15 protein-coding genes are annotated in these 13,496 nt (G+C 43.0%); 14 read left to right on the forward strand and 1 reads right to left on the reverse strand.

Annotated features, from left to right (window positions below; all coding sequences use genetic code 11):
- The first annotated feature begins 68 nt into the window (after positions 1-68).
- The 14 genes from proB to MK480_RS05450 all read left to right on the forward strand — a co-directional run bounded on the left by proB (position 69) and on the right by MK480_RS05450 (position 12,252).
- Positions 69-1,178, forward strand: a complete 1,110-nt coding sequence (proB, locus tag MK480_RS05385; protein ID WP_239822298.1) for a glutamate 5-kinase — start codon at positions 69-71, stop codon at positions 1,176-1,178.
- 9 nt (positions 1,179-1,187) lie between these two features.
- Positions 1,188-2,450, forward strand: a complete 1,263-nt coding sequence (locus MK480_RS05390; RefSeq protein ID WP_261010858.1) for a glutamate-5-semialdehyde dehydrogenase — start codon at positions 1,188-1,190, stop codon at positions 2,448-2,450.
- Between the two features lie 3 nt (positions 2,451-2,453).
- Positions 2,454-3,251, forward strand: a complete 798-nt coding sequence (proC, locus tag MK480_RS05395; protein ID WP_084888327.1) for a pyrroline-5-carboxylate reductase — start codon at positions 2,454-2,456, stop codon at positions 3,249-3,251.
- A gap of 113 nt (positions 3,252-3,364) precedes the next feature.
- The gene (gene tmk, locus MK480_RS05400) at positions 3,365-4,003 is read left to right on the forward strand and encodes a dTMP kinase (RefSeq protein ID WP_084888325.1); all 639 of its coding nucleotides are present in this window, start codon (positions 3,365-3,367) and stop codon (positions 4,001-4,003) included.
- Positions 4,000-4,890 (forward strand): DNA polymerase III subunit delta', encoded by an 891-nt coding sequence (locus MK480_RS05405; RefSeq protein ID WP_150922646.1) that lies wholly within the window; start codon positions 4,000-4,002, stop codon positions 4,888-4,890. Before tmk ends, MK480_RS05405 begins: the two co-directional genes overlap by 4 nt.
- A gap of 39 nt (positions 4,891-4,929) precedes the next feature.
- On the forward strand, positions 4,930-5,247 hold the full coding sequence (gene yabA, locus MK480_RS05410; protein WP_000358228.1) for a DNA replication initiation control protein YabA: 318 nt from the start codon (positions 4,930-4,932) through the stop codon (positions 5,245-5,247).
- A gap of 2 nt (positions 5,248-5,249) precedes the next feature.
- Positions 5,250-6,128 (forward strand): 16S rRNA (cytidine(1402)-2'-O)-methyltransferase, encoded by an 879-nt coding sequence (gene rsmI, locus MK480_RS05415; RefSeq protein ID WP_150922647.1) that lies wholly within the window; start codon positions 5,250-5,252, stop codon positions 6,126-6,128.
- A 78-nt stretch (positions 6,129-6,206) separates the two neighbouring features.
- Complete coding sequence (locus tag MK480_RS05420; RefSeq protein WP_084888319.1) at positions 6,207-7,154, forward strand: hypothetical protein; 948 nt, start codon at positions 6,207-6,209, stop codon at positions 7,152-7,154.
- Between the two features lie 157 nt (positions 7,155-7,311).
- A complete protein-coding gene (gene trmFO, locus MK480_RS05425; RefSeq protein WP_261052493.1) occupies positions 7,312-8,646 on the forward strand; it encodes a methylenetetrahydrofolate--tRNA-(uracil(54)-C(5))-methyltransferase (FADH(2)-oxidizing) TrmFO in 1,335 nt (444 codons plus the stop codon).
- Between the two features lie 83 nt (positions 8,647-8,729).
- Complete coding sequence (gene pyrH, locus MK480_RS05430; protein WP_000002995.1) at positions 8,730-9,455, forward strand: UMP kinase; 726 nt, start codon at positions 8,730-8,732, stop codon at positions 9,453-9,455.
- Between the two features lie 20 nt (positions 9,456-9,475).
- Positions 9,476-10,033 (forward strand): ribosome recycling factor, encoded by a 558-nt coding sequence (frr, locus tag MK480_RS05435; protein WP_001262225.1) that lies wholly within the window; start codon positions 9,476-9,478, stop codon positions 10,031-10,033.
- A gap of 59 nt (positions 10,034-10,092) precedes the next feature.
- The gene (gene cvfB, locus MK480_RS05440) at positions 10,093-10,947 is read left to right on the forward strand and encodes an RNA-binding virulence regulatory protein CvfB (protein WP_001095435.1); all 855 of its coding nucleotides are present in this window, start codon (positions 10,093-10,095) and stop codon (positions 10,945-10,947) included.
- A gap of 8 nt (positions 10,948-10,955) precedes the next feature.
- Positions 10,956-11,171: a YozE family protein gene (locus tag MK480_RS05445; protein ID WP_001232084.1), complete on the forward strand. Its 216-nt coding sequence runs from the start codon at positions 10,956-10,958 to the stop codon at positions 11,169-11,171.
- Between the two features lie 85 nt (positions 11,172-11,256).
- Complete coding sequence (locus tag MK480_RS05450) at positions 11,257-12,252, forward strand: PhoH family protein (protein WP_268707300.1); 996 nt, start codon at positions 11,257-11,259, stop codon at positions 12,250-12,252.
- Between the two features lie 55 nt (positions 12,253-12,307).
- On the opposite strand, the gene ald is transcribed toward MK480_RS05450, so the two are convergent.
- Complete coding sequence (gene ald / locus MK480_RS05455; protein WP_024057979.1) at positions 12,308-13,420, reverse strand: alanine dehydrogenase; 1,113 nt, start codon at positions 13,418-13,420, stop codon at positions 12,308-12,310.
- Between the last annotated feature and the right edge of the window lie 76 nt (positions 13,421-13,496).

Raw genomic sequence — 13,496 nt, forward strand, 5'->3', positions numbered from 1 at the left:
TATCAACTCTTTTCTATTTCCTGCCATTCATGTTATAATGGATAAATATGAAGAATCGGAGTGAGACTATGAAATACAAACGGATTGTCTTTAAGGTGGGGACTTCTTCTCTGACAAATGAGGATGGAAGTTTATCACGTAGTAAGGTAAAGGCTATTACCCAGCAGTTGGCTATGTTGCACGAAGCTGGTCATGAATTGATTTTGGTGTCGTCGGGTGCCATTGCTGCAGGTTTTGGTGCCTTAGGATTTAAAAAGCGTCCGACTAAGATTGCTGATAAACAGGCTTCAGCAGCGGTAGGGCAAGGGCTTTTGTTGGAAGAATACACGACCAATCTTCTCTTGCGCCAAATCGTTTCTGCACAAATCTTGCTGACCCAGGATGACTTTGTGGATAAGCGCCGTTATAAAAATGCCCATCAGGCTTTGTCAGTTCTACTTAGCCGTGGAGCGATTCCTATCATCAACGAGAATGACAGTGTCGTTATTGATGAGCTCAAGGTTGGGGACAATGATACTCTAAGTGCTCAGGTAGCAGCCATGGTCCAAGCAGACCTTTTGGTCCTCTTGACAGACGTAGACGGTCTATATACTGGAAATCCTAATTCAGATCCAACAGCCAAACACTTGGAGCGAATCGAGACAATCAACCGTGAGATTATCGATATGGCCGGTGGAGCTGGTTCGTCAAACGGAACTGGGGGCATGCTAACAAAAATCAAGGCTGCAACTATTGCGACAGAATCAGGAGTTCCTGTTTATATCTGCTCATCCTTGAAGACAGATGCCATGATTGAAGCGGCTGAGGAGACCAAGAATGGTTCCTACTTTGTTGCGCAAGAGAAGGGACTTCGTACTCAGAAACAATGGCTGGCCTTTTATGCTCAGAGCCAAGGTTCTATTTGGGTTGATAAAGGGGCTGCAGAAGCTCTCTCTCAACATGGCAAGAGTCTTCTTTTATCTGGTATTGTTGACGCAGAAGGAGCTTTTTCTTATGGTGATATCGTGACAGTATGTGACAAGGAAAGTGGAAAATCACTTGGAAAAGGACGCGTGCAATTTGGAGCATCTGCTTTGGAGGATATGTTGCGTTCTCAAAAAGCCAAGGGTGTCTTGATTCACCGTGATGACTGGATTTCCATTACTCCTGAAATCCAACTACTCTTTACAGAATTTTAGAGGTAAACTATGGTAAGTACACAAGAACAATTTGAACAGGTACAGGCTGTTAAAAAATCGATCAACACAGCTAGTGAAGTCGTGAAAAACCAAGCCCTGCTAGCCATGGCTGACCACTTAGTGGCTGCTACTGAGGAGATTTTAGCAGCCAATGCCATTGATATGGAAGCTGCTAAGGGTAAAATCTCAGATGTGATGCTAGATCGTCTTTATTTGGATGCAGGTCGTATAGAAGCGATGGCAACTGGGATTCGTGAAGTGGTTGCTTTACCAGATCCAATCGGTGAAGTTTTAGAAACAAGTCAGCTTGAAAATGGTTTGGTTATCACCAAAAAACGTGTAGCTATGGGGGTCATCGGTATTATCTATGAAAGCCGTCCAAATGTGACGTCTGATGCGGCTGCTTTGGCTCTTAAAAGTGGAAATGCGGTTGTTCTTCGTAGTGGTAAGGATGCCTATCAAACGGCCCATGCCATTGTCACAGCCTTGAAGAAGGGCTTGGAAACAACTACCATTCATCCAGATGTGATTCAACTAGTGGAAGATACCAGCCGAGAAAGTAGCTATGCTATGATGAAGGCCAAGGGCTATTTAGATCTTCTCATTCCTCGTGGAGGGGCTGGTTTGATCAATGCCGTGGTTGAAAATGCTATCGTACCTGTTATTGAGACAGGAACTGGGATTGTCCATGTTTATGTGGACAAGGATGCAGACGAAGACAAGGCGCTGTCTATCATCAACAATGCCAAAACCAGTCGTCCTTCTGTATGTAATGCCATGGAGGTTCTGCTGGTTCATGAAGACAAGGCAGCAAGCTTCCTTCCTCGCTTGGAGCAAGTACTGGTTGCGAATCGAAAAGAAGCTGGTCTGGAACCAATTCAATTCCGTGTAGATAGCACAGCAAGTCAGTTTGTTTCAGGTCACGCAGCTGAAGCACAAGACTTTGACACCGAGTTTTTAGACTATGTCCTAGCTGTTAAAGTAGTTTCAAGTCTTGAGGAAGCAATCGAGCATATTGAAGCACACAGTACTCATCATTCGGATGCCATTGTGACTGAAAATGCTGAAGCTGCAGCTTACTTTACAGATCAAGTGGACTCTGCAGCGGTTTATGTCAATGCCTCAACTCGTTTCACAGATGGTGGCCAATTTGGTCTTGGTTGTGAAATGGGGATTTCTACTCAGAAATTGCACGCGCGTGGTCCAATGGGCTTGAAGGAGTTGACTAGCTACAAGTATGTGGTTACTGGTGACGGACAGATAAGGGAGTAAGAGATGAAGATTGGATTTATCGGTTTGGGGAATATGGGTGCTAGCTTGGCCAAGGCTGTTTTGCAGGCTAAGACGTGTGATGACATTCTTCTTGCCAATCGTAGTCAAGCCAAGGTAGATGCTTTCATTGCAGACTTTGGTGGTCAGGCTTCCAGCAATGAAGAAATCTTTGCAGAAGCAGATGTGATTTTTCTAGGAGTTAAGCCTGCTCAGTTTTCTGAACTGCTTTCTCAATACCAGACCATCCTTGAAAAAAGAGAAAGTCTTCTTTTGATTTCCATGGCAGCTGGATTGACTTTGGAAAAACTGGCTAGTCTTCTTCCAAGTCAACACCGAATTATTCGTATGATGCCAAATACCCCTGCTTCTATCGGACAAGGAGTGATTAGTTATGCCTTGTCTTCTAATTGCAGGGCTGAGGACAGTGAGCTATTTTGTCAGCTTTTAACTAAGGCTGGTCTCTTGGTTGAACTAGGAGAAGGCTTAATCGACGCAGCGACAGGTCTTGCAGGCTGTGGACCGGCTTTTGTCTATCTCTTTATCGAAGCCTTGGCAGATGCAGGTGTTCAGACGGGATTGCCACGAGAAACGGCATTGAAAATGGCGGCTCAAACTGTGGTAGGAGCTGGGCAATTGGTCCTAGAAAGCCAAGAGCATCCTGGGGTCTTGAAAGACCAAGTTTGTAGCCCAGGAGGTTCCACTATCGCTGGTGTAGCGAGCTTAGAAGCGCATGCTTTTCGAGGAACGGTCATGGATGCAGTTGGTCAAGCCTACAAACGAACACAAGAATTAGGTAAATAAGAGGTAGTTTTATCTGCCTCTTTTATGGTGGTTGAAATGAGAAGACAAAAAGATTGTCACAAACCCACATTTTTTTGATAGAATAGAAGTAGTAAAAAAGAAATGAGTTAGACATGTCAAAAGGATTTTTAGTCTCTCTTGAGGGACCAGAGGGAGCAGGAAAGACCAGTGTTTTAGAGGCTCTGCTACCAATTTTAGAGGAAAAAGGGGTAGAGGTGCTGACGACCCGTGAACCTGGCGGAGTCTTGATTGGGGAGAAGATTCGGGAAGTGATTTTGGATCCAAGTCATACTCAGATGGATGCTAAAACAGAGCTTTTACTCTATATCGCCAGTCGCAGACAGCACTTGGTGGAAAAAGTTCTCCCTGCCCTTGAAGCTGGTAAGTTGGTCATTATGGACCGCTTCATCGATAGTTCCGTTGCCTATCAGGGATTTGGTCGTGGCTTAGATATTGACGCCATTGATTGGCTCAATCAGTTTGCGACAGATGGCCTTAAACCCGATTTGACACTCTATTTTGATATCGAGGTGGAAGAAGGACTGGCTCGCATTGCTGCTAATAGCAATCGTGAGGTCAATCGTTTGGACTTGGAAGGTTTGGACTTGCATAAAAAAGTCCGTAAAGGCTATCTTTCTCTCCTGGAAAAAGAAGGAAATCGCATTGTCAAGATTGATGCGAGTCTTCCATTGGAGGAGGTTGTGGAAACCACAAAGGCTGTCTTGTTTGATAGAATGGGATTAGCTAAATGAAACAAGATCAACTAAAGGCCTGGCAGCCAGATCAGTTTGACCACTTTGTCCGTATCCTAGAACAAGACCAGCTCAATCATGCCTACCTCTTTTCAGGTTTCTTTGGAAGCTTGGAAATGGCGCAGTTTTTGGCTAAGAGCCTTTTTTGTACAGATAAAGTAGGTGTTTTACCATGTGAGAAATGCCGAAATTGTAAGCTGATTGAACTGGGAGAATTTCCCGATGTCACTTTGATTAAACCAGTCAATCAGGTCATCAAGACAGAACGCATTCGGGAATTGGTGGGTCAGTTTTCCCAAGCAGGGATTGAAAGTCAGCAACAGGTCTTTATCATTGAGCAAGCTGAGAAAATGCATCCTAATGCAGCCAATTCTCTGCTCAAGGTCATCGAAGAACCCCAGAGTGAGGTTTATATCTTCTTCTTGACCAGCGATGAGGAAAAGATCTTACCAACAATCCGCAGTCGGACGCAAATTTTTCACTTTAAAAAACAAGAAGAAAAGCTCATTTTGCTCTTAGAACAAATGGGACTGGTTAAGAAAAAGGCGATCCTTTTAGCTCAGTTTAGTCAATCACGAGCTGAAGCAGAAAAGTTGGCACATCAGGCAAATTTTTGGACCTTGGTCGATGAAAGTGAACGCCTGCTAACTTGGTTAGTGGCTAAGAAAAAAGAAAGTTATTTGCAAGTTGCCAAACTAGCTAGCTTGGCAGATGATAAGGAAAAACAAGATCAGGTTTTACGGATTTTTGAAGTCCTCTGTGGACAAGATATCTTACAAGCAAGAGTAAGAGTGATTCTACAAGATTTGCTAGAAGCTAGAAAAATGTGGCAGGCTAATGTCAGCTTTCAAAATGCTATGGAATATCTGGTCTTGAAAGAAATATAAACTCAAAAATGAATGATAAAGAAAGGAAAGGGCTGTTTTATGGACAAAAAAGAATTATTTGACGCGCTGGACGATTTTTCCCAACAGTTATTGGTAACCTTGGCCGATGTGGAAGCCATCAAGAAAAATCTCAAGAGCTTGGTAGAAGAAAATACAGCTCTTCGCTTGGAAAATAGTAAGTTGCGAGAACGCTTGGGTGAGGTGGAAGCAGACGCTCCTGTCAAGGCTAAGCATGTTCGTGAAAGTGTCCGTCGCATTTACCGTGATGGATTTCACGTTTGTAATGATTTTTATGGACAACGTCGAGAACAGGACGAAGAATGTATGTTCTGTGATGAGTTGTTATACAGGGAGTAAGCATGCAGATTCAAAAAAGTTTTAAGGGGCAGTCTCCCTATGGCAAGCTGTACCTAGTGGCAACGCCGATTGGCAATCTAGACGATATAACCTTTCGAGCAATCCAGACCTTGAAAGAAGTGGACTGGATTGCTGCTGAGGACACACGCAATACAGGTCTATTGCTCAAGCATTTTGACATTTCTACCAAGCAAATCAGTTTTCATGAGCACAATGCCAAGGAAAAGATTCCTGATTTGATTGGTTTCCTGAAAGCAGGGCAAAGTATTGCTCAGGTATCCGACGCGGGTCTGCCTAGCATCTCAGACCCTGGTCATGATTTGGTTAAGGCAGCTATTGAGGAAGAGATTGCAGTTGTCACAGTTCCAGGAGCCTCTGCAGGGATTTCTGCCTTGATTGCTAGCGGTCTAGCGCCACAACCACATATCTTTTACGGCTTTTTACCGAGAAAATCAGGCCAGCAAAAGCAATTTTTCGACTCAAAAAAAGATTATCCTGAAACTCAGATTTTCTATGAATCTCCCCATCGTGTGGCAGATACTTTGGAAAATATGTTAGCAGTTTATGGCGACCGCTCGGTCGTTTTGGTTAGGGAATTGACTAAAATTTATGAAGAATACCAAAGAGGAAAGATCTCTGAATTGCTGGAAAGCATCTCCGAAACGCCACTTAAGGGAGAATGCCTTCTCATCGTTGAAGGTGCCAGTCAGGATATGGAAGAAAAGGACGAGGAGGACTTGTTTTCAGAAATCCAAGCCCGCATCCAACATGGTATGAAGAAAAATCAAGCTATCAAGGAAGTCGCTAAGATTTACCAGTGGAATAAAAGTCAACTCTACGCTGCCTATCACGACTGGGAAGAAAACCAAGAAAATGACTAAACAGGGAAGTTTGCCTTCTTCCCGAAATAGAAATAACAATCATAAACATTTTGCTAAGATTGCTTATTTGGAGGAGAAATGAAAAGCAAAGCGATGAAGAAAGTAATTGGCCTACTGTTGCCTATTCTCACCTTATTTATTTTGTCAGCATGTAACAACAGAGTCGATCGTGATTTAGCTAAAACATCTATTTCAAACATTCGTTCCGTAGTAGAAGCTGCAGGGTTAGAAGCAGAAGGATACTCGACTGCTGATACCTTTGGATACTACGGATTTCCATTTTACATTAAAGGAAATAAAAAATTTGTAGATGTCTATGTGGATTTTGAAAAAGATTATGTTGAGAAGACTCCAGTCCTTAGATACAATCCGCGACTTAAAGAAGTTGAAAAGAAAATTTTCTTTGGTTTTTCCCAAAAAACAGTCTATCGTTTAGAAATGGAGTATGTTGCTGAAGATGATAACTATGACCGACTTGAGGAAGCTTATAATAAGATACTTCAAAGTGATAGTTTGACTTCTACATATTTAAAAGATAATCAGCTTAAGAAGCTTTATATTAAAAATTCAATTGAATTGGAATCTTTTAAATCCTATTACTCTTTAGTTCCAAAAGAAGAATATAGTGGCAACCCTAAAACTCGTCTTGAAGAACAAGAAAAGAGGGAGGCAATTCTGAAGACAGATGTAGAAGAACTTACTCCCTTAATTGAGGACCTAGACCCAAGTAGAGTCAACAATCTTGATGAAGAGACGCTTGTTCGTAATCGTGATCTACTTTTGAAAAGGGTTGCTGACAATCGTTCTACCTTTGGTATTGACATAGACATTGATATAAAAGAGGTACGAAAACAAAACCTTCAATTAACTGATGAGGATATTGACAATTGGACTGATTCTGATTTTCAATACGTACTTGCTCAAATAGTTGAAATTGAAAAATTACCTAAGAATACTGAAGTACGTTTTAGTATAAAATATGAAAGAAAACTGGGTTGGAAGATATTCAGTTTCAATAAAGAATAATTTTTGAAAGACATTCAGGAATTCTCCTGTCTGTCTTTTTACTTAGTTTTTTGGTATAATGGACCAAGTATGAATTTAGAAAGATTTGTGGGTGTCAAATAGTCTAGTAGCTTGTTTTTATTTGGACTTAGTTTCCACCCAAAGAGGTATTAGTGTCGTGTCTCAATCTTATATCAATGTTATCGGAGCAGGTTTGGCAGGGTCTGAAGCTGCTTACCAAATCGCAGAACGTGGTATTCCAGTTAAACTCTATGAAATGCGTGGTGTCAAGTCAACACCCCAGCACAAAACAGACAATTTTGCTGAATTGGTTTGTTCTAATTCTCTTCGTGGAGATGCTTTGACAAATGCAGTGGGTCTCCTCAAGGAAGAAATGCGTCGCTTGGGTTCTGTTATCTTAGAATCTGCTGAAGCAACCCGTGTTCCTGCAGGAGGAGCTCTTGCGGTGGACCGTGATGTTTTCTCCCAAATGGTGACCGAAAAAGTGGCCAACCACCCCTTGATTGAAGTGGTGCGTGATGAAATTACAGAATTGCCGACAAATGTTATTACAGTTGTGGCGACTGGTCCTTTGACAAGTGATGCCTTGGCTGAAAAAATTCATGCCCTTAATGATGGCGATGGTTTCTATTTCTACGATGCGGCAGCGCCTATTATCGACGTCAACACCATCGATATGAGCAAAGTCTATCTCAAGTCTCGTTATGATAAGGGAGAAGCGGCCTACCTCAATGCGCCAATGACCAAGCAAGAATTTATGGATTTCCATGAAGCCTTGGTCAATGCGGAAGAAGCACCGCTCAATTCTTTCGAAAAAGAAAAGTATTTTGAAGGTTGTATGCCTATCGAAGTCATGGCTAAACGTGGCATTAAAACTATGCTTTATGGCCCTATGAAACCAGTGGGTCTTGAGTATCCAGACGACTACACAGGACCTCGTGATGGAGAATTCAAAACACCTTATGCGGTGGTTCAGCTGCGTCAGGACAATGCGGCTGGTAGCCTCTACAATATCGTTGGTTTCCAGACCCACCTCAAATGGGGAGAACAAAAGCGTGTCTTCCAAATGATTCCAGGTCTTGAAAATGCTGAGTTTGTTCGTTATGGTGTTATGCACCGCAATTCTTACATGGATTCACCAAATCTTCTTGAACAGACCTACCGTTCTAAGAAACAACCAAATCTCTTCTTTGCTGGTCAGATGACGGGTGTGGAAGGCTATGTTGAGTCCGCAGCGTCAGGATTAGTTGCGGGAATTAACGCGGCTCGTCTTTTCAAGGGAGAAAGCGAGGCTATTTTCCCAGAGACAACAGCGATTGGAAGCTTAGCTCATTACATCACCCATGCTGACAGCAAACATTTCCAACCGATGAATGTCAATTTCGGAATTATCAAGGAGTTGGAAGGCGAGCGTATCCGTGATAAGAAGGCTCGTTATGAAAAAATTGCAGAGCGTGCTCTTAGCGACTTAGAGGAATTTTTAACAGTCTAATTTTTTTGAAAGAATTGCTCATGATACTATAAAAATCTTAGAAATTGTGATAAAATAGGTAGGATAAAAAAAGGAGAGTGAAAATGGCGAATCCCAAGTATAAACGTATTTTAATCAAGTTATCAGGTGAAGCCCTTGCCGGTGAACGTGGCGTAGGGATTGATATCCAAACAGTTCAAACAATCGCAAAAGAGATTCAAGAAGTTCATAGCTTAGGTATCGAAATTGCCCTTGTTATTGGTGGAGGAAATCTCTGGCGTGGAGAACCTGCAGCAGAAGCAGGTATGGACCGCGTTCAGGCAGATTACACAGGAATGCTTGGGACTGTTATGAATGCTCTTGTGATGGCAGATTCATTGCAACAAGTTGGGGTTGATACACGTGTGCAAACAGCTATTGCTATGCAACAAGTGGCAGAGCCTTATGTCCGTGGACGTGCCCTTCGTCACCTTGAAAAAGGCCGTATCGTTATCTTTGGTGCCGGAATTGGTTCACCTTACTTCTCAACAGATACAACAGCGGCCCTTCGTGCAGCTGAAATCGAAGCGGATGCTATCCTTATGGCTAAAAATGGCGTAGATGGTGTTTACAATGCCGATCCTAAGAAGGACAAGACAGCTGTTAAATTTGAAGAATTGACTCACCGTGATGTTATCAATAAAGGTCTTCGTATCATGGACTCAACAGCTTCAACCCTCTCTATGGACAACGACATTGACTTGGTTGTCTTCAACATGAACCAACCAGGCAACATCAAACGTGTCGTATTTGGTGAAAATATCGGAACAACAGTTTCAAATAATATCTAAGAAAAGGAATAAGAAAGATTATGGCTAACGCAATTATTGAAAAAGCTAAAGAGAGAATGACCCAGTCTCACCAATCACTTGCTCGTGAATTTGGTGGTATCCGTGCTGGCCGTGCCAATGCAAGCTTGCTTGACCGTGTACATGTAGAATACTATGGAGTCGAAACTCCTCTTAACCAAATCGCTTCAATTACGATTCCAGAAGCGCGTGTTTTGTTGGTAACACCATTTGACAAGTCTTCATTGAAAGACATCGAACGTGCTTTGAACGCTTCTGATCTTGGAATCACACCAGCTAACGACGGTTCTGTGATTCGCTTGGTTATCCCTGCTCTTACAGAAGAAACTCGTCGTGACCTTGCTAAAGAAGTGAAGAAGGTCGGAGAAAATGCTAAAGTGGCTGTCCGCAATATCCGTCGCGATGCTATGGATGAAGCTAAGAAACAAGAAAAAGCAAAAGAAATCACTGAAGACGAATTGAAGACTCTTGAAAAAGACATTCAAAAAGTAACAGACGATGCTGTTAAACACATCGACGACATGACTGCTAACAAAGAGAAAGAACTTTTGGAAGTCTAAAAATAAACAGAAAAACTCAGTTGGCATTGCTGGCTGAGTTTTATTCGAAAGAAGGAAATATGAATACAAATCTTGCAAGTTTTATCGTTGGACTCATCATCGATGAAAACGACCGTTTTTACTTTGTGCAAAAGGATGGTCAAACCTATGCTCTTGCTAAGGAAGAAGGTCAACATACAGTAGGGGATACGGTCAAAGGTTTTGCCTACACGGATATGAAGCAAAAACTCCGCCTGACAACCATAGAAGTGACTGCCACTCAGGACCAATTTGGTTGGGGAACTGTAACGGAAGTTCGTAAAGACTTGGGTGTCTTTGTGGATACAGGCCTTCCTGACAAGGAAATCGTTGTGTCACTCGATATCCTCCCTGAGCTTAAGGAACTTTGGCCTAAGAAGGGCGACCAACTCTACATCCGTCTTGAAGTGGACAAGAAAGACCGTATCTGGGGACTCTTGGCTTATCAAGAAGATTTCCAACGTCTGGCTCGTCCTGCCTACAACAACATGCAGAATCAAAACTGGCCAGCCATTGTTTACCGTCTCAAGCTGTCAGGGACCTTTGTCTATCTGCCAGAAAATAACATGCTTGGTTTTATCCATCCTAGCGAGCGTTACGCAGAGCCACGTTTGGGACAAGTTCTAGATGCGCGTGTCATTGGTTTCCGTGAAGTGGACCGCACGTTGAACCTCTCCCTCAAACCACGTTCTTTTGAAATGTTGGAAAATGATGCTCAGATGATTTTGACTTACTTGGAAAGCAATGGCGGTTTCATGACCTTAAATGATAAGTCATCTCCAGACGACATCAAGGCAACCTTTGGCATTTCTAAAGGTCAGTTCAAGAAAGCTTTAGGTGGCTTAATGAAGGCTGGTAAAATCAAGCAAGACCAGTTTGGGACAGAGTTGATTTAGGGAGATTTATGAGAAAATCATTTTACACTTGGCTCATGACTGAGCGCAATCCTAAAAGTAACAGCCCTAAAGCCATTTTGGCAGACCTAGCTTTTGAAGAATCAGCCTTTCCAAAACACACAGATGATTTTGATGAGGTGAGTCGCTTTTTGGAGGAGCATGCCAGTTTCTCTTTTAACCTAGGAGACTTTGACGCTATCTGGCAAGAATACTTAGAACACTAGCATTTATTCACTGGGTTTGGGCTAGTAATTTCTCCACCCCTTTGTTATAATAAAAAGAAATAAAAGGATTAGAGAGGTTCTTTATTTGAAGGAACATTCAATAGACATTCAACTGAGTCATCCAGATGACCTGTTTCATCTTTTTGGTTCCAATGAACGCCATCTTCGTTTGATGGAAGAAGAGCTTGATGTTGTGATTCATGCTCGTACGGAGATTGTGCAGGTTTTGGGAGAAGAAGCTGCATGTGAGGAAGCCCGTCAGGTTGTCCAAGCCTTGATGGTTTTGGTGAATCGTGGGATGACGGTTGGGACGCCAGATGTGGTGACTGCAATTAGCATGGTCAAAAACGATGAAATCGACAAGTTTGTCGCCCTTTACGAAGAAGAAATCATCAAGGATAATACTGGGAAGCCTATCCGTGTCAAAACCTTGGGTCAAAAACTTTATGTGGACAGTGTCAAACAGCATGATGTGACCTTTGGAATCGGACCTGCAGGGACTGGGAAGACCTTTCTTGCAGTTACCTTGGCAGTGACAGCCCTTAAACGCGGGCAGGTCAAGCGAATTATCCTAACTCGTCCAGCAGTGGAAGCTGGTGAGAGTCTTGGATTTCTTCCGGGTGATCTTAAGGAGAAGGTAGATCCTTACCTTCGACCTGTTTATGATGCCTTGTATCAGATTCTGGGCAAAGACCAAACAACTCGTCTCATGGAACGTGAAATTATCGAGATTGCACCTCTTGCCTACATGCGTGGACGAACCTTGGATGATGCCTTTGTCATTCTTGATGAGGCGCAAAATACGACTATCATGCAGATGAAGATGTTTTTGACTCGTTTAGGCTTTAATTCTAAGATGATTGTCAATGGAGATATCAGTCAGATTGATCTTCCGCGTAACGTCAAGTCCGGTTTGATTGATGCCCAAGAAAAGCTCAAGAACATTCACCAGATTGACTTTGTTCATTTTTCAGCTAAGGATGTGGTTCGCCATCCAGTTGTCGCTCAGATTATCCGAGCTTATGAACCAGCTCCAGTTAAAAATGAAGAGCGTGAAGAAGTCCAAGAAGAAACAGAATAGCAAAAAAGAGCAGTTCAGGTGGAATTGCTCTTTCTTTTATCTGATAATTAGATTTTTATACTAGTTCATCAATTGGAGTATGTTTTTTATCGAGTCCTTGAGCAACTGGTAGGCTAGTTAAGTAACCTTGATAAGTGGTCACACCTTGACGCAAGCCCTCATCTTCAGCAATTGCTTGTGCGAATCCTTTGCCAGCCAAAGCTTCGATATAAGGAAGAGTGACATTGGTTAGGGCGATGGTTGAAGTGCGAGCAACCGCACCAGGAATATTAGCAACGGCATAGTGGAGAACACCGTGTTTTTCATAAACAGGCTCATCGTGCGTGGTCACACGGTCAGCCGTTTCGATAACGCCACCTTGGTCAACGGCAACGTCCACAATGACAGAGCCTGGACGCATTTGCTTGACCATCTCATCTGTCACCAATTTTGGTGCTTTGGCACCTGGGATGAGAACCGCTCCGATCACCACATCCGCATCTCTCACACTGGCTTCGATGTTGAGCGAATTGGACATAAGGGTTTGAATTTGATGACCAAAGACCTCCTCTAAAACGGAGAGACGTTTAGCACTAATATCAAGGATGGTCACTTGCGCTCCCAATCCTAAAGCGATGCGGGCAGCATGGGTCCCTACGACACCGCCACCGATGATGGTTACTTTCCCTTTAGGTACACCCGGTACACCACCCAGTAGAACGCCAGAACCTCCTGCTTGCTTAGTTAGGAAATGAGCACCGATTTGGACTGCCATACGGCCTGCAACCTCACTCATAGGTACGAGGAGTGGTAACTGACCTTGGGAATCACGGACAGTTTCATAGGCAATCCCTGTTGTTTTTGCTACTAGCATAGCATCTGCTAATTCAGGCGCTGCGGCCATGTGTAAGTAGGTAAAGAGAAGCAGGTCGTCACGCAAGTACCCATATTCAGAAGCTAATGGTTCTTTTACTTTCACGACTAACTCTGCGGCCCAAGCTTCACTAGCAGTAGCGACAATCTCAGCTCCTTGCTTTTGATAGTCAGCATCAGTAAAGCCAGAACCGAGACCAGCATTTGTTTCGATAAGGACGCGATGACCACGACCGACTAAGCTGTGGACACCAGCAGGTGTGAGGGCGACACGGTTTTCATTATTCTTAATTTCTTTTGGAATTCCGATTAACATAGAGAAAAACTCCCTTTCTATTGACGGGCTGTAAATGATTTATCACAATTATCTATAAAATAAGGTGATGATTTTA

The sequence above is a fragment of the Streptococcus mitis genome (assembly GCF_026782895.1).
Classification (GTDB): domain Bacteria; phylum Bacillota; class Bacilli; order Lactobacillales; family Streptococcaceae; genus Streptococcus; species Streptococcus mitis_CB.

What these genes read in the sequence shown, in the direction of transcription:
- proB (WP_239822298.1), top strand. Translation starts at nt 69, where the DNA reads ATGAAATACAAACGGATTGTCTTTAAGGTGGGGACTTCTTCTCTGACA.
- MK480_RS05390 (WP_261010858.1), top strand. Translation starts at nt 1,188, where the DNA reads ATGGTAAGTACACAAGAACAATTTGAACAGGTACAGGCTGTTAAAAAA.
- proC (WP_084888327.1), top strand. Translation starts at nt 2,454, where the DNA reads ATGAAGATTGGATTTATCGGTTTGGGGAATATGGGTGCTAGCTTGGCC.
- tmk (WP_084888325.1), top strand. Translation starts at nt 3,365, where the DNA reads ATGTCAAAAGGATTTTTAGTCTCTCTTGAGGGACCAGAGGGAGCAGGA.
- MK480_RS05405 (WP_150922646.1), top strand. Translation starts at nt 4,000, where the DNA reads ATGAAACAAGATCAACTAAAGGCCTGGCAGCCAGATCAGTTTGACCAC.
- yabA (WP_000358228.1), top strand. Translation starts at nt 4,930, where the DNA reads ATGGACAAAAAAGAATTATTTGACGCGCTGGACGATTTTTCCCAACAG.
- rsmI (WP_150922647.1), top strand. Translation starts at nt 5,250, where the DNA reads ATGCAGATTCAAAAAAGTTTTAAGGGGCAGTCTCCCTATGGCAAGCTG.
- MK480_RS05420 (WP_084888319.1), top strand. Translation starts at nt 6,207, where the DNA reads ATGAAAAGCAAAGCGATGAAGAAAGTAATTGGCCTACTGTTGCCTATT.
- pyrH (WP_000002995.1), top strand. Translation starts at nt 8,730, where the DNA reads ATGGCGAATCCCAAGTATAAACGTATTTTAATCAAGTTATCAGGTGAA.
- frr (WP_001262225.1), top strand. Translation starts at nt 9,476, where the DNA reads ATGGCTAACGCAATTATTGAAAAAGCTAAAGAGAGAATGACCCAGTCT.
- cvfB (WP_001095435.1), top strand. Translation starts at nt 10,093, where the DNA reads ATGAATACAAATCTTGCAAGTTTTATCGTTGGACTCATCATCGATGAA.
- MK480_RS05445 (WP_001232084.1), top strand. Translation starts at nt 10,956, where the DNA reads ATGAGAAAATCATTTTACACTTGGCTCATGACTGAGCGCAATCCTAAA.
- ald (WP_024057979.1), bottom strand. Translation starts at nt 13,420, where the DNA reads ATGTTAATCGGAATTCCAAAAGAAATTAAGAATAATGAAAACCGTGTC.